Annotated in this window: 21 protein-coding genes; 15 read left to right on the top strand and 6 right to left on the bottom strand. The window is 60.0% G+C overall.

The features are described from left to right. Nucleotides 1–8 precede the first annotated feature (8 nt). Nucleotides 9–656 (bottom strand): DNA-3-methyladenine glycosylase family protein, encoded by a 648-nt coding sequence (locus tag ACQZ63_RS08095; RefSeq protein WP_113555435.1) that lies wholly within the window; start codon nt 654–656, stop codon nt 9–11. A gap of 72 nt (nt 657–728) precedes the next feature. Between ACQZ63_RS08095 and gluQRS the strand changes: the two genes are divergently transcribed. Further along, nucleotides 729–1,613 (top strand): tRNA glutamyl-Q(34) synthetase GluQRS, encoded by an 885-nt coding sequence (gene gluQRS / locus ACQZ63_RS08090; protein WP_162763577.1) that lies wholly within the window; start codon nt 729–731, stop codon nt 1,611–1,613. Here gluQRS and ACQZ63_RS08085 read toward each other — a convergent pair. Further along, a complete protein-coding gene (locus tag ACQZ63_RS08085) occupies nt 1,581–2,498 on the bottom strand; it encodes a YihY/virulence factor BrkB family protein (protein WP_013761775.1) in 918 nt (305 codons plus the stop codon). The two genes, gluQRS and ACQZ63_RS08085, sit on opposite strands and share 33 nt — an antisense overlap. Nucleotides 2,499–2,680: 182 nt before the next feature. Here ACQZ63_RS08085 and ACQZ63_RS08080 point away from each other — a divergent pair, with 182 nt between their 5' ends. The 7 genes from ACQZ63_RS08080 to ACQZ63_RS08050 all read left to right on the top strand — a co-directional run bounded on the left by ACQZ63_RS08080 (nt 2,681) and on the right by ACQZ63_RS08050 (nt 8,014). After that, nucleotides 2,681–3,514, top strand: a complete 834-nt coding sequence (locus tag ACQZ63_RS08080; protein WP_025595431.1) for an SDR family oxidoreductase — start codon at nt 2,681–2,683, stop codon at nt 3,512–3,514. A gap of 17 nt (nt 3,515–3,531) precedes the next feature. Continuing rightward, complete coding sequence (locus tag ACQZ63_RS08075; protein WP_003497428.1) at nt 3,532–3,729, top strand: twin transmembrane helix small protein; 198 nt, start codon at nt 3,532–3,534, stop codon at nt 3,727–3,729. Nucleotide 3,730: 1 nt separating this feature from the next. Next, on the top strand, nt 3,731–4,324 hold the full coding sequence (locus tag ACQZ63_RS08070; RefSeq protein WP_065704414.1) for a cob(I)yrinic acid a,c-diamide adenosyltransferase: 594 nt from the start codon (nt 3,731–3,733) through the stop codon (nt 4,322–4,324). Between the two features lie 32 nt (nt 4,325–4,356). Beyond that, a complete protein-coding gene (locus tag ACQZ63_RS08065) occupies nt 4,357–5,130 on the top strand; it encodes a rhomboid family intramembrane serine protease (RefSeq protein WP_003511318.1) in 774 nt (257 codons plus the stop codon). A 183-nt stretch (nt 5,131–5,313) separates the two neighbouring features. Next, nucleotides 5,314–6,060 carry an electron transfer flavoprotein subunit beta/FixA family protein gene (locus ACQZ63_RS08060; protein ID WP_013761780.1) on the top strand — a complete coding sequence of 249 codons (747 nt, stop codon included), beginning with the start codon at nt 5,314–5,316 and terminating at the stop codon, nt 6,058–6,060. 25 nt (nt 6,061–6,085) lie between these two features. After that, complete coding sequence (locus ACQZ63_RS08055) at nt 6,086–7,015, top strand: electron transfer flavoprotein subunit alpha/FixB family protein (RefSeq protein WP_003511321.1); 930 nt, start codon at nt 6,086–6,088, stop codon at nt 7,013–7,015. Nucleotides 7,016–7,132: 117 nt separating this feature from the next. Further along, the gene (locus ACQZ63_RS08050) at nt 7,133–8,014 is read left to right on the top strand and encodes a 3-hydroxybutyryl-CoA dehydrogenase (protein ID WP_113555436.1); all 882 of its coding nucleotides are present in this window, start codon (nt 7,133–7,135) and stop codon (nt 8,012–8,014) included. 67 nt (nt 8,015–8,081) lie between these two features. Here the strand turns inward: ACQZ63_RS08050 and tlpA are convergent, their stop codons facing one another. Beyond that, a complete protein-coding gene (gene tlpA, locus ACQZ63_RS08045) occupies nt 8,082–8,750 on the bottom strand; it encodes a thiol:disulfide interchange protein TlpA (RefSeq protein ID WP_003511324.1) in 669 nt (222 codons plus the stop codon). A 24-nt stretch (nt 8,751–8,774) separates the two neighbouring features. Here tlpA and argH point away from each other — a divergent pair, with 24 nt between their 5' ends. From argH to ACQZ63_RS08025, 4 genes are all read left to right on the top strand, one after another. Further along, nucleotides 8,775–10,175, top strand: a complete 1,401-nt coding sequence (argH, locus tag ACQZ63_RS08040) for an argininosuccinate lyase (protein ID WP_025595424.1) — start codon at nt 8,775–8,777, stop codon at nt 10,173–10,175. A gap of 195 nt (nt 10,176–10,370) precedes the next feature. Further along, nucleotides 10,371–10,574, top strand: a complete 204-nt coding sequence (lptM, locus tag ACQZ63_RS08035; RefSeq protein WP_019564864.1) for an LPS translocon maturation chaperone LptM — start codon at nt 10,371–10,373, stop codon at nt 10,572–10,574. A gap of 13 nt (nt 10,575–10,587) precedes the next feature. Continuing rightward, on the top strand, nt 10,588–11,856 hold the full coding sequence (gene lysA, locus ACQZ63_RS08030; protein WP_113555437.1) for a diaminopimelate decarboxylase: 1,269 nt from the start codon (nt 10,588–10,590) through the stop codon (nt 11,854–11,856). A 178-nt stretch (nt 11,857–12,034) separates the two neighbouring features. After that, on the top strand, nt 12,035–14,719 hold the full coding sequence (locus ACQZ63_RS08025) for a TIGR02302 family protein (protein WP_113555438.1): 2,685 nt from the start codon (nt 12,035–12,037) through the stop codon (nt 14,717–14,719). Between the two features lie 193 nt (nt 14,720–14,912). On the opposite strand, the gene ACQZ63_RS08020 is transcribed toward ACQZ63_RS08025, so the two are convergent. The 3 genes from ACQZ63_RS08020 to ACQZ63_RS08010 all read right to left on the bottom strand — a co-directional run bounded on the left by ACQZ63_RS08020 (nt 14,913) and on the right by ACQZ63_RS08010 (nt 16,696). Then, complete coding sequence (locus tag ACQZ63_RS08020) at nt 14,913–15,272, bottom strand: response regulator (protein ID WP_003511329.1); 360 nt, start codon at nt 15,270–15,272, stop codon at nt 14,913–14,915. A 142-nt stretch (nt 15,273–15,414) separates the two neighbouring features. Then, a complete protein-coding gene (gene hpt / locus ACQZ63_RS08015; RefSeq protein ID WP_003511330.1) occupies nt 15,415–15,957 on the bottom strand; it encodes a hypoxanthine phosphoribosyltransferase in 543 nt (180 codons plus the stop codon). Nucleotides 15,958–16,027: 70 nt separating this feature from the next. After that, the gene (locus ACQZ63_RS08010; RefSeq protein ID WP_111842186.1) at nt 16,028–16,696 is read right to left on the bottom strand and encodes a hypothetical protein; all 669 of its coding nucleotides are present in this window, start codon (nt 16,694–16,696) and stop codon (nt 16,028–16,030) included. Nucleotides 16,697–16,896: 200 nt separating this feature from the next. On the opposite strand from ACQZ63_RS08010, the gene ftsE reads away from it, so the two are divergent. From ftsE to ACQZ63_RS07995, 3 genes are all read left to right on the top strand, one after another. Beyond that, nucleotides 16,897–17,556: a cell division ATP-binding protein FtsE gene (ftsE, locus tag ACQZ63_RS08005; protein ID WP_003511334.1), complete on the top strand. Its 660-nt coding sequence runs from the start codon at nt 16,897–16,899 to the stop codon at nt 17,554–17,556. Continuing rightward, nucleotides 17,549–18,556, top strand: a complete 1,008-nt coding sequence (locus tag ACQZ63_RS08000; RefSeq protein WP_113555439.1) for a cell division protein FtsX — start codon at nt 17,549–17,551, stop codon at nt 18,554–18,556. Before ftsE ends, ACQZ63_RS08000 begins: the two co-directional genes overlap by 8 nt. A 113-nt stretch (nt 18,557–18,669) precedes the next feature. Beyond that, on the top strand, nt 18,670–19,407 hold the full coding sequence (locus tag ACQZ63_RS07995; RefSeq protein WP_113555440.1) for a YdcF family protein: 738 nt from the start codon (nt 18,670–18,672) through the stop codon (nt 19,405–19,407). Nucleotides 19,408–19,443: the final 36 nt, after the last annotated feature.

Here is a 19,443-nt window from a genome sequence, read left to right as displayed (position 1 = left end):
CGGCCATATCAGGGTAGCGGCACCATCGCGCGCCGCATGATATTTGCATAGTAGCCCCAGAACAGCCGGGCGGCGACGGAGCGCCAGGGCGTCCAGAGTTCCGCCCGCGCCGCCAGCCATTTCGCATCCGGCCGTGCCTCGAGCGAAAGCGCGTGGCCCACCGCAGCCCGCAGCGCCACATCACCAACCGGAAAAATATCGGGGTGGCCGCCGCAGAACATCAGATAGACTTCCGCCGTCCACGGACCAATGCCACGAAGCGCCACCAGCTCCGAAAGGGCCACATCTGCTTCCTTGCGACTGACGGCATCAAGATCGATGCGGCCATCCGCAACCGCGTGCGCCAACCCTTCCAGCGTTGTTGCCTTGGCCCGGGAAAGGCCGAAAGTGGCGTGCAATTCTTCCGGCACCGCCAGATAGTTTTCCGCCGTCACGGCCCCGCCCGTGCCGGCAAGGATACGCACCCATATGGCGTTCGCGCTGGCGCGCGACACCATCTGCGACACGACGATATGGGCAAGGCCCGCAAAGCCGGGCTCGTGAATACGCAACTCCAGCGGACCGGCTTTTTCGATAATAAGGCTAAGAGCCGGATCGAGGCGGGCAAGATGCGCCAGACCTTCGCTGATATCGTCGAGGTCCCTGATGATTTTCATGTCTGCACAGCCCATATTCACGTTGGCCCGGCACCGGGTGGCGAGGCGCTTCAAAACATGTCAGAAGAAACCATGCCTTCGCCCGTCCGTCAAAAACCGGTTTATCGTTTTGCGCCAAGCCCCAATGGCGCCCTGCATCTGGGCCATGCGCTTTCCGCTTTTCTGAACCACGACATGGCGCGGGAAAACGGGGGCCATTTTCTGCTGCGCATCGAAGATATCGACCAGATGCGCTGCACTCCGGAGCTGGAGCAGGCGATCTTTGATGATCTTGGCTGGCTGGGGCTGGACTGGGAAAAGCCGGTGCGGCGGCAATCGGAACATTTCGATGAATATCGCGCAGCACTGGACAGGCTGGTCGAAGCGGGCCTCGCCTATCCGGCCTTCTTGAGCCGCGGCGAGACGAAAGCCGTCGTCAGGGCCTTTGAGGCAGAGGGAAGGCTCTGGCCGCGCGATCCCGACGGCGCGCCGCTTTACCCCGCAATAGATCGGCAAAGGCCGCAGGCGGAACGGGCCAAACTTCTGGCATCAGGCATGCAACACGCCTGGCGGCTCGACATGGAAAAGGCGGTCCGCACCTTGCACAGCAAGCTGTTCTGGCGCGAGAGCGGCGACGGGCAGACCGGGGAAATCGAAGCTTTGCCGGCGCTGTGGGGCGATGTGGTGCTGTCGCGCTCCGACGCCCCCTCCAGCTATCATCTTTCCGTTGTGGTGGATGACGCGCTGCAAGGCATCACCCATGTGGTGCGCGGCATGGATCTGTTTAACGCAACCGCCATTCACCGGCTGCTGCAACAATTGCTGGACCTGCCCCCACCCGCCTATCACCACCACCGACTGATTTTGGGTGCTGATGGGCGCAAGCTCTCGAAAAGCGAAGGCAGCACCGGCCTTTCAGCGCTTCGGGCGGAAGGAAAAACGCCGTCAGATATCCGCCGGCTTGTCGGGCTCCTCTAGCACCTGCTCGCGGCGCGCACTGTTGCCGGAGATATTGCGGCGGATGATCTGCCGGACCTTGTATTTCATCAGAGCGGCATTCACTTCCGCGCCCAGCATGAAGATGACACCCACCATGTAAAGAAACACCAGAACCACCATCACCGAGGCCAGACCGGCATAGGTGGCGGCATAATTGGCGAAGGTGGAGAGGTAATAGGCAAAGATCGCCGCGCCGATGACCCAGAAGATCATTGTCAGCAGAATGCCGGGCCAGACATCCCAGATGCGGCGTTTGCCGGCCGGAAGCCACAGATGCGCCGCCACCAGCCCGACCGTCAGCACGACGATGGTGCCGTAAAGTCCGAGGCTGGAAACCGTGTTCAGCGCATCCGTCAGCCAGGGAAACCGCTGCTCGGCAAAGGACGTTGCGACCGGCACGGCAACAAGCACGATGCTGATGCCGGTAAAGACCACCACTGCGATCAACACATACAGCAGACTGAGAAGACGGGTGATGTACCACCAGCGCGTTTCCGTGACGCGATAGGCGCGGTTGAGCGAGATTCGGAGCGCCTCGACGCCGTTGGAGGCAAAATATGCGGCCGCCAGCACCGAAATCGTCAGCAGTCCGCCGCGCGGAATGGTCAGGACCTGCTGCACCTGCGCAGCAAGCGGACCTGCGATCGCTTCCGGCCAGGTGTCAAAAATCAGATGCACCGCCGTCTCGGAAAACTGGTCAGCCCCCAGAAAACCGGCCAAAGCCGTGCCGAAAATCAGGAACGGGAACAGCGCCAGCAGGATGGAAAGCGCCATGTGGCTCGCCATCGCCCAGCCGTCATCCTCGGCAAAATGAGAATAGGCATCGAAGGCAACCTTGCCTGCCAGGCGCACTGCGGCAACCATGTCGCCTCCATTCATCGGCATTTCATTTGTAACTTCGCCCCGAATATGGGAAGTCAGCTCTACTTTGTACAGCGCACAAGCCCGCCTTTCGGTTCCCGCAGGCATACAGATTTTGCGCAATACAATTTTCACAGGCCGGACCATCGGGCCAGCGCAACATTCGGCTTTCCGGAGCGGCATAGATGCCTGAAAAACCCGTCATCATAATTACCGGATGTTCCTCGGGCATCGGAGCCCATTGTGCCGGCGCGCTTCACCGCGACGGCTGGAGGGTGTTTGCCACCGTGCGTCGCATCGTCGATATGGCCGCGCTCGAAAATCAGGGCATAGAAACCCTGATCATGGACTATACCAAGCCCGAAACCATCGCGGCTCTCGTGGATACGGTTGCGGCCAGAACCGGAGGCCGCATCGATGCGCTGTTCAACAATGGCGCCTATGGCCAGCCGGGTGCTGTGGAGGATCTGCCGGTGGAAGCACTGCGGCAGCAATTCGAAACCAACGTCTTCGGCTGGCACGACCTGACGCGGCGGGTCATTCCCTTCATGCGCCAGCGCGGTTCAGGGCGCATCGTGCATTGCTCCTCCATTCTCGGCCTCGTTCCCTATCGTTATCGTGGTGCCTATACCGCATCGAAATTCGCGATCGAGGGCCTTGGCGTCACGCTGCGCATGGAACTTCAGGGCAGCGGCATCCATGTGAGCCTGATCGAACCGGGGCCGATCACGTCGAAATTCACCACGACGGCGCTTGCCCACGTCAGGGACAAGATCGATCTGGAAAACTCGGCCCATGCTGTGGAATACAAGCGTCAGCTGGCGCGGATGGATGGGTCCGGCCCGGTCAACCGCCACAAGCTTGGCCCCGATGCCGTTTATGCCGTGCTGAAACACGCCCTGACCGCCGCAAAGCCAAAACCGCATTATCCCGTCACCGTTCCCGCCAAACAGGGGCTGTTGCTGAAACGGCTCTTGCCTGCCGGACTGTTCTATCGTCTGCTGCGCAGATTCGATTGAGGAGGAGTACCCCCTAAATGTCCGGCTTCACCACTGTTCTGGCCCTTATCGTTATGGGCCTCGTTGTCATCGTGCTGATACGAGGCCTTTTCAACATGCTGAAGGGCCAAGACGCCAACCGCTCCAACAAGTTGATGCAGCTTCGCCTTCTGTTGCAGGCCATCGCCATCGTGCTCATCATGCTGACCCTTTGGCTCACCGGCGGTGGACGCTGACATGGTGAAGCTGAACAAGATCTACACCCGCACCGGCGACAAGGGCACGACGGCGCTGGTGTCCGGTCCCCGCCGCCTGAAGCACGATCTTCGCGTCGAGGCCTATGGCACGGTGGACGAAACGAATTCGGCGATCGGCGTGGCGCGGCTGCATACCGCCAACACTGATATTGCCAGCATGGAAAAGCTGGATTCCATGCTGTTCCGCATCCAGAACGACATGTTCGACCTCGGCGCGGATCTCGCGACCCCGGAAACCGACGAGCCGCCAGCCTACGAACCGCTGCGCATTATCGAGAGCCAGGTCACGCGGCTGGAAAACGAAATCGACGACCTCAACTCCGCAATTGAGCCGCTGACCTCCTTCGTGCTGCCGGGCGGCAATGCGGCGGCGGCCAATCTGCATCTGGCGCGCACGATCTGCCGACGCGCGGAACGGCTCATGGTGGAACTCTCGGTTGCTGAAAACGAGATCGTCAGCCCGGAAGCGCTGAAATATGTCAACCGCCTGTCCGACTTCCTGTTCGTTGCCGCCCGGTTTGCCAATGACATGGGCAAGGCTGACATATTGTGGGTTCCCGGCAAGAACCGCTAAAGCCTATCTCTCGCACAAACGAAGTGCATTCGATGTTCATACCGCTGCACGATGCGAATTCCCTCAAACATATCCGGCTGCAATATGTCACGATCGGCCTGATCGTGGTCAACGTGCTGGTATGGCTATTTACCGGCGTGCTTGCCAGTGACGTCCAGGCCAATGCCGCAGCGCTCGGCCTCGGTTTCATCCCGGCTGTGGTGTTCGACTACGCCTACCTGGAGCCCGCCTTGCAGGTGGTGCCGGATGACCTGACCGTCGTCACCTATGCGTTCCTGCATCTGGATTTCTGGCACATGGCAGGCAATATGCTGTTTCTGTGGGTCTTCGGCGACAACGTCGAGGACGCACTCGGCCACTTCCGTTTCCTTATCTTTTACATCGCCTGCGCCATAGCCGGCGCGCTGTTGCACGGCTTTGTCGCACCCATGTCGGAAGGGCCGCTTATCGGTGCATCAGGCGCTGTTTCCGGCGTCGTCGCGGCCTATTTTCTCCTGCATCCCAAGGTGCGCGTCTGGGTTCTGGTGTTCATGCGCATTCCGTTGCCCTTGCCTGCCTTCATTCCGCTGGCGCTATGGATCGGACAGCAATTTCTGATGCTGGCACTTGGCCTTGAGGAAAATGTTTCCTGGGGGGCACATGTGGGCGGCATATTGGCCGGGGCTGTGATGGTAATTTTCATGCGCCGGCCGGACGTTCCCCTGTTCGACCGCACGATTGTTCCGCCAAGGGCGGCGCAGTTCAAGAATCCGTCGCAAACGGCGGGGTTGTCGCAAATCGAACGGGGCTATGACGGGAGCAGATGAGCCGTTGACGAAGAGATAAATTATTTACGTTAACGTCAACGTAAGGTATGCCTTGCGTGCATGTGATAATGAACATTGCTCCGTTGTATTTGCGGGAAAAATGCTTATCCATGTCGCCAACCTGTTTTTGGAGGTCCGCGCGGTCTTGTCGCCTCGCGGACAGGAGTTTGAGGAAAACCGCCGATGAAGATCCTTGTCCCTGTCAAACGAGTTGTTGATTACAACGTCAAGATCCGCGTGAAGTCGGATGGTTCGGGCGTTGAACTCGCGAATGTGAAGATGTCGATGAACCCGTTCGACGAAATCTCGGTGGAAGAGGCTCTGCGGCTGAAAGAAGCCGGCAAGGCCGAAGAAGTCGTGGTCGTGTCGATCGGCCCTGCCAAGGCGGAAGAGACGCTGCGCACGGCGCTCGCCATGGGTGCCGACCGCGCCATCCTTATCGAGACCGACGAGACGGTCGAACCGCTAGCCGTCGCCAAGCTTTTGAAGGGCGTGGCGGAAGCCGAGCAGCCCGGCCTCGTCATCGTCGGCAAGCAGGCGATTGACGACGACAGTAACCAGACCGGTCAGATGCTGGCCGCCCTTCTCGGCTGGGGCCAGGGCACCTTCGCCTCCAAGGTCGTACCGTCTGATGGCAAGGTCGCTGTGACGCGTGAAGTCGATGGCGGCCTGCAGACGGTCGAACTGAAACTTCCCGCTGTCGTGACCACCGATCTTCGTCTGAACGAGCCGCGTTACGCCTCGCTGCCGAACATCATGAAGGCAAAGAAGAAGCCACTCGACAAGAAGACCCCGGCCGATTTCGGCGTCGATGTCACGCCGCGTCTGAAGGTGTTGAAGACCGAGGAGCCCGCAGGCCGCAAGGCCGGCATCAGGGTCGGCTCGGTGGCTGAGCTGGTCGAAAAGCTCAAAGCCGACGGCGTCCTCTAAGGTTTCGGAAAAGGGAGATTACAACATGGCCATTCTTCTTCTGGCAGAACACGACAACGCAACCCTTTCCGACCTGACGGCGAAGACGCTGACGGCGGCAACGCAGATTGGCGGCGACGTCCACGTGCTCGTTGCCGGCTCCGGTGCGAAGGGTGCCGCCGACGCGGCGGCGAAACTGTCCGGCGTTGCCAAGGTACTGCTTGCCGACGACGCATCCTATGCCAACGCGCTTGCCGAGCCGCTGGCGGCGCTGATCGTCTCGCTGAGCCCTTCCTATGATGTCATCATCGCACCGGCGACCGCTTCGGCCAAGAATGTCGCCCCACGCGTCGCAGCCCTTCTCGATGTGGCCCAGGTCTCGGAAATCATTGAGGTCGTCAGCCCGGATACTTTCAAACGTCCAATCTATGCCGGCAACGCCATCCAGACGGTGCAGGCAAGCGACGCCAAGAAGGTCATCACCGTGCGCCCCACCGCGTTTGCGGCAGCCGCTGAAGGCGGTTCGGCACCGGTGGAAACCATCGGCGCTGCCGAGAACCCCGGCGTTTCTGTCTTTGTGTCCGACGCGCTCGCCTCTTCCGATCGTCCGGAACTGACCTCTGCGAAGATCATCATCTCGGGCGGTCGCGCACTCGGCTCCTCGGAAAAGTTCCGCGAAGTGATCCTGCCGGTTGCCGACAAGCTCGGTGCAGCCGTCGGCGCATCGCGCGCAGCCGTCGATGCGGGTTATGCACCGAACGACTGGCAGGTCGGTCAGACCGGCAAGGTCGTGGCACCGCAGCTTTACATCGCTGCCGGCATTTCGGGCGCCATCCAGCATCTGGCCGGCATGAAGGACTCGAAGGTCATCGTAGCCATCAACAAGGACGAGGAAGCGCCGATCTTCCAGGTTGCCGATTACGGCCTCGTCGCAGACCTGTTCGAGGCTCTGCCGGAACTCCAGAAGGCTCTGTGATTTTAAGCCTTTAGCCAAAGGCGGCGCGTTTTTTGAACGCGCCGCCTTCTCTTTTTCGGCGATATGCGTAACATCGCCGCAAATGACGCAGATGAAATCCCATGAGGAGACCAGCATATGACCGCCCCCTTTAAAAACATCGGTATCATCGGAGCCGGTCAAATGGGTTGCGGCATCGCGCATGTTTCCGCCTTGGCCGGTTACAAGGTGCACATTTACGATCTTTCCAAGGACGGAATCGAAGCCGGCCTTGCCACGATCAACGGCAATCTTGCCCGTCAGGTCACCAACGGCAAGCTCTCCGACGACGCCCGCCAAGATGCACTCGCGCTCATCAGCGGTTCGACTGACGTCAACGATCTGGCGCCCATGGATCTGGTCATTGAGGCTGCTACCGAAAACGAGGAAATCAAACGCAAGATCTATGCGCAGATCTGCCCGGTACTGAAGCCCGAAGCGCTTTTGGCCACCAACACGTCTTCCCTCTCCATCACCCGCCTTGCGTCCGCGACCGATCGTCCCGAACAGTTCATGGGCATCCACTTCATGAACCCGGTGCCTGTGATGAAGCTGGTGGAGCTGGTGCGCGGTATCGCCACCAACGAAAAGACCTTCGATGCGGCGAAGGACTATGTGCGGACGCTGGAAAAGGCGATCACCGTCGCCGAGGATTTCCCGGCCTTCATCGTCAACCGCATCCTGCTGCCGATGATCAACGAGGCGATCTACACGCTCTATGAGGGCGTCGGTTCGGTGGAAGCAATCGACACCGCCATGCGGCTCGGCGCCAACCATCCGATGGGACCGTTGCAGCTTGCCGACTTCATCGGTCTCGACACCTGTTTGTCGATCATGCAGGTGCTGCATGACGGGCTGGCCGACAGCAAATACCGCCCCTGCCCGCTGCTGGTGAAATATGTCGAGGCCGGCTGGCTCGGCCGCAAATCTGGTCGCGGTTTTTACGATTACCGTGGCGAGACACCTGTTCCGACGCGCTAAGGCGCAAGAGATATTCCTCTGAAATCATTCGAGATGACGGGAGGTAAGTCCCTCCCGCACTGGACAATTATTTAGCCTTCACTGCCGATACCAACGCCTTGGCATCTTCGCTGTCCCAGGCTGCCGGACCGTTCATGGCGGCAATCAGGCAGCCTTTTTCGTCCAGCAGAAGAGTTGCGGGAAGGCCGAAAGCCAGCCCTTCCTTTTTCAGAACATTGAAGACGCCCATGGAGCTGTCGCGATAAAGTTTCAGCGCGTCGATCTTGTATTCGTCAATGAAGGCTTTCGGTTTTTCGTCCGCGCCGGTGTCGATATTGACCGCAACAACCTCAAAGCCATCGCTGCCCTTTTCCTTCTCGAGTGCGTTCAGCGCAGGCATTTCCTCCCGGCATGGCACGCACCAGGTGGCCCACAGATTGAGGAGAACCGCCTTGCCCTTGAGATCGGCAAGCGACATGTCCGACCCTTGCGGACCCTTGAAGGACAGCGGGATGACGCGCGGCGTATCCGTGGCCGACATGGCCGCCACCTGGCCCTTCAGGAGGGGTTTCAGCGAGGCGATGCGGTTTGCCGCACCTTCACATAAACCGGCCTCGGCAACCGCTGCCCCTTGAACCGGGCTCTCAGACCCAATATGCCTGAACCAGACCGCACCCGCGCCGAACACGACACCGGCAACGGCAGCAATTGCAACCAATCTGGCGGAAGGAAGCCTGAACGGCCTTTTTTCTGTCATCGAATACTCCAGGGCACGCAGAACATGGCTGACGGCACAGATCAGAAATCCTCCAACCAGATGTGGGGCGGACGTTTCGCTTCCGGGCCATCAGCCATCATGGAAGAGATAAATGCCTCCATCGGCTTCGACAAGAAGCTTTATGCCCAGGACATCCGCGGCTCTATAGCGCATGCCACCATGCTGGCGGAAAAAGGCATTATTTCGCAGGAAGATAAAGACAAGATCGTTCACGGCCTGAACACGATCCTGTCAGAAATCGAGGCTGGCAGCTTCGAATTCTCGCGCAAGCTCGAAGACATTCACATGAACATCGAGGCGCGACTTGCCACCCTCATCGGCACGGCGGCAGGGCGTCTACACACCGCCCGCTCGCGCAACGACCAGGTGGCGCTCGATTTCCGCCTCTGGGTCAAGGAAGAGCTGCAGAAGACGGAAGGCATGCTGACCGCGCTCATCGCCGCCTTCCTCGACCGCGCCGAGGAAAATGCCGATACGGTCATGCCCGGCTTCACCCATCTGCAGACGGCCCAGCCCGTCACCTTCGGCCATCATTGCATGGCCTATGTGGAAATGTTCGGCCGTGACCGCGCCCGCGTGCGTCACGCAATCGAACATCTGGATGAAAGCCCGATCGGTGCAGCAGCGCTGGCCGGCACCGGTTATCCTATCGACCGCCACATGACGGCAAAGGCGCTCGGCTTCCGCGAGCCGACCCGCAACTCCATCGACACCGTTTCCGACCGCGATTTCGCGCTGGAGTTCCTGTCGATCGCCTCGATCTGCGCCACGCATCTGTCGCGCCTCGCCGAAGAAATCGTCATCTGGTCGACGCCGCAATTCGGCTTTATCCGCCTGTCCGATGCCTTTTCCACCGGCTCGTCGATCATGCCGCAGAAGAAGAACCCCGACGCCGCCGAACTGGTGCGAGCCAAGACCGGCCGCATCAACGGCTCGCTGGTGGCGCTTTTGACTGTGATGAAGGGCCTGCCACTCGCCTATTCCAAGGACATGCAGGAAGACAAGGAACAGGTTTTCGATGCCGCCGAAAGCCTGGAACTGGCCATCGCCGCCATGACCGGCATGATCCGCGACCTTGAGGTGCGCAAGGACCGCATGCGTGCGGCCGCCGGTTCGGGCTATTCCACCGCCACCGATCTTGCTGACTGGCTGGTGCGCGAGGCAGGCCTGCCCTTCCGCGACGCCCACCATGTGACCGGAAATGCGGTGGCACTGGCGGAAAAGAAAGGCTGCGATCTGGCCGATCTTTCGCTGGAAGACCTGCAGGCGATCCATCCGGCCATTACAAGCGGCGTTTTCGACGTTCTTTCAGTCGAGGCATCGGTTGCCAGCCGCACCAGCTTCGGCGGAACGGCTCCTTCCGAGGTCAAGAAGCAGATCGCCTGGTGGCGTGGACGCAACTAACGCATCGGACCGATAAGTGTGAAGCGGTTTTCGGAAAATCCGATGCGCAGACAAATTAAAATGGGCGGCGGAAACGATTCCATTTTTCTCCGCCGCCCTCATAAATCTGCGTTACGCTGCGATCACAAGAAACAGGGTGCACAAGCGCCCTGTTTTTCGTTATCAGAGAAGCACATATTTCCTTTGGACAGGCTCATGCTTTCAAAAACCGCGCGCAATCTCATCGTTCCCATCAGCATGACGCTCGCCGTCAGTCTTGCTCTCAGTGCCTGCGGGCGAAAAGGCGATATCGATCCGCCGAGCACGCCGGTCGAAATGCGCAACAAGCGCAATGCCGACGGAACCGAGACGAAGCCGGCAACGGCGGAGCGGCCGTTCATCCTCGACAAGCTTCTCTGACGGGAAAAAGCCTGTGAACCATTTTGGCTATATCGACGGCGTGCTTCACGCCGAAAACGTGCCCGTGCCTGAGATCGCCAAGGCGGTCGGCACGCCGTTCTATGTCTATTCGACCGCGACGCTGGAGCGCCACTACAAGGTGTTCTCAGGCGCTTTCGCCGATGTGGACGCCATGGTCTGTTACGCCATGAAGGCCAATTCCAACCAGGCCGTTCTGAAGACGCTGGCAAAGCTCGGCGCGGGTATCGACGTGGTATCCGGCGGCGAATTGCGCCGCGCGCTTGGCGCCGGTGTACCGGCAAACCGCATCATGTTCTCCGGCGTCGGCAAGACGGTGGCGGAAATGGATTACGCGCTGGAAGTCGGCATCTACTGCTTCAACATCGAATCCGAGCCGGAGCTTGAGGTCCTCAACCTGCGCGCCGTCAAGGCCGGAAAAAGGGCGCATGTGTCCTTCCGCATCAATCCGGATGTGGATGCGCGCACTCATGCCAAGATTTCCACCGGCAAAAAAGAAAACAAGTTCGGCATTTCCTATGAGCGGGCGCGTGCGGTCTATGCCCACGCCGCCACCCTGCCCGGCATCGAAGTTACCGGCATCGACATGCATATCGGCAGCCAGATCACAGAATTGCAGCCCTTCGAGGATGCGTTCCGCTTGCTGCGCGAACTGGTGGAATCCCTGCGCGCGGACGGGCACACGATCAGTCACGTCGATATCGGCGGCGGTCTCGGCATTCCCTACCGCGAGGACAATAATCCGCCGCCGCTGCCGGATGCCTATGCGCAAATCGTCAAGAACGAGCTGAAGAGCCTCAACTGCAAGATCATCACCGAACCGGGACGCCTGATCGTCGGCAATGCCGGCATTCTGGTGACGGAAGTGATCTATGTGAAGGATGGCGGCGAAAAGAACTTCGTGATTGTCGATGGCGCGATGAACGACCTCATCCGCCCGACGCTTTACGAGGCCTATCACGGCATCCGCCCGGTCGTGCAGCCCGCGGTGGACGCCCCTCGCATCAAGGCCGATATCGTTGGCCCCGTCTGCGAAACGGGTGACTATCTGGCGCTGGACCGCGAGATGGCCGCACCGCAGCCGGGTGATCTGATTGCCGTCAGCTCCGCCGGTGCTTACGGCGCCGTGCAGGCAGGCACCTATAATTCGCGCCTGCTGGTGCCGGAAGTGCTGGTAAAGGGTGACAAGTTCCACGTCATCCGCCCGCGCGGAACCTATGAAGAGCTGATCGCTCTCGATTCAGTACCCGCCTGGCTCGATTGATCCGCCATACATCCGGCTTGGTCGATCACAATTGAGCGAAGCTGCCTAAAAAATGGGGGTGAGCATCCGCTTGCCCTCGTCTTCGCCACAAAGAATGTTATCCTTGCTTCTCATAATACAAGCAGCTCGCCGTTCCGGGAATGGCGTTTGACGTGGCCAGAACCGGGAGAACGGATTGATGACCACAGCCGGAGAGGACAGGACAGGCAGGAAGCGCCCAACCGGCGCATTCGCGCAGCGGCCGGATCTTGCCCGCCGGGTTGCGGCTAAACGCTTCTTCGCAAAAATCGTGTTGTTTTCGGAAAGAGTAGCACCGAAGACGCTGTGGCCGCTTTCCATCGCCGCCGCGTTTCTGGCGCTCGCATGGTTCGGCCTCTACCGGCAAATGCCTGACTTCGTACGGCTGGGCATCGTTTTCCTGCTGGTTTTTGGTTTCATCAGCACCATCCTGCCAATCGTCCGGCTGAAATGGCCGACAGACAACGACGCGTCCCGCCTTCTGGAAGAACGCAATGGTCTCGCTCACCAGCCAGTCGGTGTGCAGGAAGACGAACCGGCGTTGGACACCCCCATTTCCCGCGCCTTGTGGAAAGAACACCAGATCCGTATGGCGGAACGCATCGCCGCGCTGAATGCCGGCCTGCCGAAACCCGATATCGCCCGTTACGACCGCTCGGCACTACGCGCCATTCCCGCCCTTTTTCTGGTTGTCGCCTTCGGTTTTTCCTATTCCAATGGTGCAGGCACGATTGCAGATGCCTTCCGTAGCCGACCGGCAGCCGGTCCGCTCAATCCCGATATCCGTCTCGACGCCTGGGTCACGCCGCCCGCCTATACCGGCCGCGCTCCGATTTTTCTGACAGGGCGCGATGCGACGGGCCACGACGCGGTGTCCGTGCCGCAATCCTCCAAACTGACGATCCGCATGACCGGTGGCGATGGCGGCGAGGAAGTGACCTTCGAGCCTGAGACCGCCGGCGCCCTGCAGAAGCTTGCCCCCGAAGCGGCGCGCGCCGACAGCGCAAGTGGCGATGTGGCGGCACAGACAGAAAAACGCGCGCCGGATCAACCTGTCACGCCGCGCACCTTTGCAATGGATGTGACCGAAAGCGGCATGATCACCGCCAATGGCGAACAATGGGTGTTCAACGTCATTCCTGACCAGCCACCGAGTATCGGCTTCGACAACATGCCGCGCCGCGCCGTCAATGGTGCGCTGGAGGTGGGTTTCACCGCCAAGGACGACTATGGCATCAAGGAAGCCCACGCCATCATAGAGCCGCTTGGCGTTGCGGAGGGTGCAACAGCACTTTACCCGCCGCCGGAATTCAAGCTCGACCTGCCGCGGCAGAACAACCGCGAGATCAAGGGGCTGACCAGCCGCAACCTGACCGAACATCCCATGGCAGGTAAGCGCGTGCGCATCACGCTGGTGGCAACAGACGGTGCCGGCCAGACCGGCCGCAGCCCCGCGCATGAAATGGTGCTGCCGGGCCGCAATTTCTCTGAACCGCTGGCGGCTTCGGTTGCCGAACAGCGGCAGATATTCTCACTCGACACGCGCCAGATGCCAAAGGCGATCGCCTATAACGAGGCGGTTGGTCTGCGTCCGGAAGAAACCATTCCCAACACCACGCACTATCTCCTGCTGCAATCGGCGCAGACCCGCATGCGGCTCGCCTATAATGAGGAGATGCTGAAGAACACCGCCGATTATCTCTGGGAGATTGCGCTCGGCATCGAGGATGGTGATCTTTCGCAGGCGGAAAAACGCCTGCGTGATGCGCAGACAGCGCTTTCCGAGGCGCTTCAGCGCAATGCCTCCGATGAGGAAGTCGCCAAGCTGATGCAGGAACTGCGTGAGGCGATGCAGCAGTTCATGAGCGAGCTTGCACAGCGCATGCAGAATGCGCCGCAAGCCAACATGAACCAGCAGGCACAAAACGTCTTGCGGCAGCGCGATCTGGAAAACATGATGAACCAGATCGAAAACCTAGCGCGCTCCGGCAACCGTGACGCAGCACAGGAAATGCTCTCGCAGCTGCAACGCATGATGAACAACCTGCAGGCGGGACGGCCGCAACGTCAGGGCCAGCAGGGGCAGCAGCAAAGCAGCAAGATGCGCCAGCAGATCGACAAGCTGGGTGAAATTCTGCAACAGCAGCAGAAGCTGATGGACGAGACCTTCAAGCTCGATCAGGCGCTGCGTGACCGCATGCAGCGCGGCGACCCGCAGGATGGCGGCGAAGGTCAGGACCCGCAGACGGGTGAAAACGGTGAATCACCGCAACAGGGCCAGCAGGGCGAAAACGGCCAGCAAGGCGGGCAGCCGAGCGAGCAGATGACCGCCGAACAATTGCGCGAGGCGCTGAAAAATCTGAGGGCGCAGCAGGACGCGCTGGGCAAGCAGCTGGGCGAATTGCAGCAGGGCCTTCGTGATCTCGGCATGGAGCCGGGCGAAAACTTCGGCAAGGCGCAGCAGGAAATGGAAGGCGCCGGCGAAGCACTCGGCAAAAGCCAGGGCGAACAGGCGGTCGAAGGTCAGGGCAATGCGCTGAACGCGCTGCGACAGGGCGCGCAGGATATGATGGGCCAGATCATGCAGGCCATGCGCCAGCAGGGACAGCAGCCCGGACAGGGGCAGGAAGGCATGGCAGGCCAAGGCGGACAGAACGGCCGCGATCCACTCGGCCGTCCGCGCAGCACAACCGGCCCCGATTTCGGCGACCAGGTGAAGGTGCCTGATGAGATCGACGTGCAGCGCGCCCGCGAAATTCTCGAGGCTATCCGCGAAAAGCTCGGCAACAACCCGCCGGGTGAAATCGAGCGGCGTTATCTGGAGCGGTTGCTGGATATACGGTGAGGATGGAGGCCGCCATTCCTAGCGATCGGGCCTATTTAACCTCGCGCATTTTTGAGGAAAGGCCAGCTTATCAAACACTCAACGTCATCCTCGGCCTTGTCCCGAACATGACGGCGGAGAGAGTTGACAACTCCACAACAAAAAAGGCGGCCCAAAAGGCCGCCCTTTCTCAAATCTCTGTAGCCTTTATCGCTCAGGCCGCAAGCGCCCGCGCAACAGCTTTGCGGATATCAGGAAGCGCAAAAGGTTTTGAAACCACGTCCACGATCTTTTCTGCCAGATCATCAGCGCGTTCGCGCTGTTCGGCATAGCCCGTCATCAACAGGATGCGCATGGCCGGGAAGCGTTCGGCGGCGCGGTGCGCCAGCTCGATGCCATCCATGACCGGCATGCGGATATCCGAAAGAAGGAGATCGAAATTGGTTTCCTGAAGCTTCTCCAGCCCCTGCTCGCCGTCTGCCGCCTCGTGGGTCTCGTGACCGTCGAGACGCAGCGCACGGGCAACGAAAGCCCGCAATGCATCCTCATCTTCGGTAATCAGAATCTTCGCCATTAATCATTGCTCCTGGGCATCATTTCCAGCCGTGAGCAACATCGCAGGCTCCTCTTTTCAAGAGGTAAACACCCAGAGTTTCGCTGGGTGAATGGTTAATGAGGCGTCTCCGGCATGTCCCATCCCGGCACGGCAGAAATCGTCAGGCGTCGCCCGTGACGACGCCTACGAAGGGCAGTTCGCGGAAGGCGTAAGCCACATCCATGCCGTAACCGACAACGAAATAATCGGGACATTCGAAACCGACATAGTCGGCCTCCAGATCTTCCTTGCGCTTGACCTTCTTGTCGAGCAGCACGGCGATGGTGACGTGACGGGCGCCGCGTTCGTAAAGCAGTTCCTTGGCGAAACGCAGCGTGCGGCCGGATTCGAGAATATCGTCGATCAGAAGAACATCGCGGTCCTTTACGTCGCTGTCGATATCCTTGACGATCTTCACCCCTTGCGAAACGGTGCCGGCACCGTAGCTCGAAAGCGTGATGAATTCGACTTCGGGGGCAAGGCCGCTGTCATGCAGCGCGCGGATGAGATCGGCCGCGAAAATGAACGATCCCTTGAGCACGGCGATGACCAGCAAATCCTTGGTCGGGCCGCTCGCTATATGCTTGGCCATGTCGCGATTGCGCTCGGCAATCTGCTCGGCGGTGTAAAGCGGCTCAATGTTTTTTCCACGGACGACGGGCATTCTTTCTCCTGTGCTGCGCCTTGCCGATTTTACCTTTCAGTAAAAATACGAAGACCACGCGTTAGCACAGTCAACGTTCGGAAGCACCCGCTTCGACGAAGGAAAGCTTGATCTCAGGCGTTTTTCCACCGGGATGGCGCAACTTTGCCGAAAATCCGTGGCTGAAACCGGGCTGCATCTGCCTGACCGGCGGTTCGATGACCATGCTGGCGACCAGTTGCCCCTTGGCAACGAAGAGGTCGGCGCGAAGTGCCGGCACCTCTTCCAGAGCGGCACCGTTGTTCTCCACAATACCGTTGATGAGCAGGACATCCATGCCGCCAGCCTCCTGCGGCGTGATGGTGACATGGGAAATGGCAAGCGGGTTTGCGGCCGCAACGACCGGCTTTTCCGGCACGACCACCGACAGGCCGCCTGAGCAGATGAAAACAAAAATGACGAGCGCCGCAACCAGCGCCGAATAGGCATCCACAGACAGGCGCGACAATTTGCGGTCCACCCAGCCGATGAACGCGTAACCAAGAGCACTGGCGGTGACGGGCGGTTTTTCCATCTGCCGGCGCATCGCGCCGCGATTATCGTTTCCGGGCTGACGGACACGGTTTTCCTTGATGGTGACAAATTCCGCGTCTACCACATCGGGGCCGGTGTGGGTTGCCCGCGCCGTACGGCGCACTGGCGCTTCCGGCATCAGGAGGTCGAAATCGAATGCCGCTTGCCGGCGAGATGAACGGAACATAGCCATAGAATTCCTTGGGTGAGGTTTTCCGGCCCGCAAAACTGGGCATTGCAACGAATCCTGCCAAGTTTTAAATTTAATTGGTTAATGCTTCGCAAAAACGGCTCGCATAGGCCACCGGAACCGGGTTAAACGGCGCATCCGGGCCTCACGCGCCAGCGGTTTGCGAACCACCACGAAACGAAGAGACTGGAAGTCCGTTGATCCATTTCGAAAATGTCGGGTTGCGTTACGGCATGGGCCCCGAAATCCTGAGGGACATGACCTTCGACATTCCCAAGGGTTCGTTCCAGTTTCTGACCGGCCCTTCCGGTGCCGGCAAAACCACGTTCCTGCGCCTGCTACTGATGTCGCTGCAGCCCACACGCGGCAATATCCGGATGTTCAACCGCGATGTGTCGCGCATTCCGCGCAGCGAGTTACCCATGCTGCGCCGCCGCGTCGGCATCGTCTTTCAGGATTTCCGGCTGCTCGATCATCTGACGACCTATGAGAATGTCGCCCTGCCGCTGCGTGTGCGCGGCAAGGAAGAAAGCGCCTACCGCAACGACGTCATCGAGCTTCTGAAATGGGTCGGGCTTGGCGAACGCATCAATGTGCTTCCGGCCATCCTCTCCGGTGGGGAAAAGCAACGCGCCGCCATTGCCCGTGCATTGATGGACCAGCCGGAAATTTTGCTGGCCGACGAGCCGACCGGCAACGTCGACCCGCCGATGGCCAAGCGCCTTCTCAACCTCTTTCTGGAGCTCAACCGGCTGGGTACCGCTGTGGTCATCGCCACCCATGATTTCGGCCTGATGGACCAGATCGACGCACGCCGGATGATCCTCACCGAAGGGCGGCTCGACATCTATGAATGAGATCAACCGCAAACAGTTAAGACCAGAGGCGACCGCACCGAAGCGGCCGCCGATGCGTATCCGCCCGATGGCACCCATTCTGCCGCCTTCCAACATTCAGGGCAATGCGCTGATGGTGGTGATCGCCATCATGGCCTTTCTCGCCTGCCTGACGCTTGGTGCCGTTTCCATGGTGCGTGCCACCGCCGCCACCTGGCAGAGCCAGATTTCTCGCGAAATCACCATTCAGATCAAACCCGAGGACGGGCTGGACATGAATGCAGCGCTGACCAAGGCACGTACTCTGGCGCTCACCTTCGTCGGCACGCGGGATGGCACGATCCTCGATGACGCCGCCACCGCGCGTCTTCTGGAGCCGTGGCTCGGCAGTGGCCTCGATCTTTCCGAACTGCCGGTGCCGCGCCTCGTCGTGATTACCATCGACGAAAACCACCCGCCCGATTTTCAGGCCATGCGCGATATGCTGAAGGCTGAAATTCCACAGGCGTTTCTGGATGACCACCGTACATGGGTCGACAGGCTCGTCTCCATGGCCAGGACCACTGTCATGATCGGCGTCGGCGTTCTGATCCTCGTCTTCACCGCCATGGTGCTGACGGTGGTGTTTGCAACGCGCGGCGCGCTTTCCGGCAACCGGCACATCGTCGAGGTGCTGCATTTCGTCGGCGCCGAAAGCAGCTTCGTCGCGCGGGAATTCCAGAAGCACTTCCTGAAGATCAGCCTGAAAGGTGCGGCAGCGGGCAGCGCCCTTGCCGCGGCAGTTTTCCTTGTCGCCGGTTTCTGGCAATCGAGCACGGTTGCAACGCCGCAAAGCGATCAGGCAAGTGCGCTTTTCGGCTCCTTTTCCGTTGGCCTCAGTGGTTATATCGGCATCGCCACGACGATGATCATCATCGCGCTGCTCACCACCATCACCGCGCGTGTGACCGTCATCCGCACGATCGACGATATCGACCGCGTCCGCTCCGATCCGTCGAAAAGCGACGGTGTCGCATCGTGACGCCGTCTCCCGGATCTCGCGAGGAAACTGCACCCTTCACACGCCGGATGTAACTTGCGGACGGTGGACAAAAATGCCTGTTCCTTGCCTTAATCGGCGAGTATTCAGGAGGAATGTTTGTGAGTCGGACGGACCATGATCAGGAACAGACGACCACGCGACAGGCAAAAAAAGGCCTGTTGTCGCGGCGAAGTCGCCTGCGTCGTTTTATTCGCGGTCTCATCCTGCTTTGCGTCATTACTCTCGGGGCTTTTTCCGGCGGTTTTTTGTGGTTCGCAGATTCGGTCGCCTCCATGCGCCCGCCCGAAGGCGCCAAGGGCGACGCGATCATCGTTCTGACCGGCGGTTATCAGCGCATCGAACAGGCGGTCGGCCTGCTGCGGGACGGCGTTGGCAAGCGCCTTCTGATTTCCGGCGTCAACCCGGCCACCACCCGCACGCAAATCCGCAAGATGACGCAAGGCTCTTCGGACATGTTTTCCTGCTGCGTGGACATGGGCTACAAGGCCATAGACACCATCGGCAACGCCAATGAGGCGGCGAGCTGGATACGCGACCACGGTTATTCCTCCATCGTCGTCGTCACCAACAATTACCATATGCATCGCAGCCTGCATGAATTGCACAATGCCAGCCCGCAGACTCAATTCATCGCCTATCCCGTCATCAGCGCCGACCTTGCCCGCACCAACTGGTTCGCGGAGCCGGATGTGGTCCGGACCATGCTCTACGAATACATGAAATTCGTGATTGCAGCAGGACGCGACCTGACCGGGCTCGGCAAGGGCGACGGGTTGCGCAAGGCGGGCGCCGATCACCCCACGATCAAGGCGGAAACCTCTTCCCCGTGAATGGAAAGAACGGAGAGAACACGCTTGCTGCGGAGC

The organism is Agrobacterium sp. CG160-95 (assembly GCF_053521725.1).
This window is presented reverse-complemented; position numbering and strand designations above follow the sequence as displayed.

Coding starts and splice junctions, on each gene's coding strand:
- ACQZ63_RS08095 (WP_113555435.1), bottom strand. CDS start 656: ATGAAAATCATCAGGGACCTCGACGATATCAGCGAAGGTCTGGCGCAT.
- gluQRS (WP_162763577.1), top strand. CDS start 729: ATGCCTTCGCCCGTCCGTCAAAAACCGGTTTATCGTTTTGCGCCAAGC.
- ACQZ63_RS08085 (WP_013761775.1), bottom strand. CDS start 2,498: ATGGTTGCCGCAGTGCGCCTGGCAGGCAAGGTTGCCTTCGATGCCTAT.
- ACQZ63_RS08080 (WP_025595431.1), top strand. CDS start 2,681: ATGCCTGAAAAACCCGTCATCATAATTACCGGATGTTCCTCGGGCATC.
- ACQZ63_RS08075 (WP_003497428.1), top strand. CDS start 3,532: ATGTCCGGCTTCACCACTGTTCTGGCCCTTATCGTTATGGGCCTCGTT.
- ACQZ63_RS08070 (WP_065704414.1), top strand. CDS start 3,731: ATGGTGAAGCTGAACAAGATCTACACCCGCACCGGCGACAAGGGCACG.
- ACQZ63_RS08065 (WP_003511318.1), top strand. CDS start 4,357: ATGTTCATACCGCTGCACGATGCGAATTCCCTCAAACATATCCGGCTG.
- ACQZ63_RS08060 (WP_013761780.1), top strand. CDS start 5,314: ATGAAGATCCTTGTCCCTGTCAAACGAGTTGTTGATTACAACGTCAAG.
- ACQZ63_RS08055 (WP_003511321.1), top strand. CDS start 6,086: ATGGCCATTCTTCTTCTGGCAGAACACGACAACGCAACCCTTTCCGAC.
- ACQZ63_RS08050 (WP_113555436.1), top strand. CDS start 7,133: ATGACCGCCCCCTTTAAAAACATCGGTATCATCGGAGCCGGTCAAATG.
- tlpA (WP_003511324.1), bottom strand. CDS start 8,750: ATGACAGAAAAAAGGCCGTTCAGGCTTCCTTCCGCCAGATTGGTTGCA.
- argH (WP_025595424.1), top strand. CDS start 8,775: ATGGCTGACGGCACAGATCAGAAATCCTCCAACCAGATGTGGGGCGGA.
- lptM (WP_019564864.1), top strand. CDS start 10,371: ATGCTTTCAAAAACCGCGCGCAATCTCATCGTTCCCATCAGCATGACG.
- ACQZ63_RS08025 (WP_113555438.1), top strand. CDS start 12,035: ATGACCACAGCCGGAGAGGACAGGACAGGCAGGAAGCGCCCAACCGGC.
- ACQZ63_RS08020 (WP_003511329.1), bottom strand. CDS start 15,272: ATGGCGAAGATTCTGATTACCGAAGATGAGGATGCATTGCGGGCTTTC.
- hpt (WP_003511330.1), bottom strand. CDS start 15,957: ATGCCCGTCGTCCGTGGAAAAAACATTGAGCCGCTTTACACCGCCGAG.
- ACQZ63_RS08010 (WP_111842186.1), bottom strand. CDS start 16,696: ATGTTCCGTTCATCTCGCCGGCAAGCGGCATTCGATTTCGACCTCCTG.
- ACQZ63_RS08000 (WP_113555439.1), top strand. CDS start 17,549: ATGAATGAGATCAACCGCAAACAGTTAAGACCAGAGGCGACCGCACCG.
- ACQZ63_RS07995 (WP_113555440.1), top strand. CDS start 18,670: ATGTTTGTGAGTCGGACGGACCATGATCAGGAACAGACGACCACGCGA.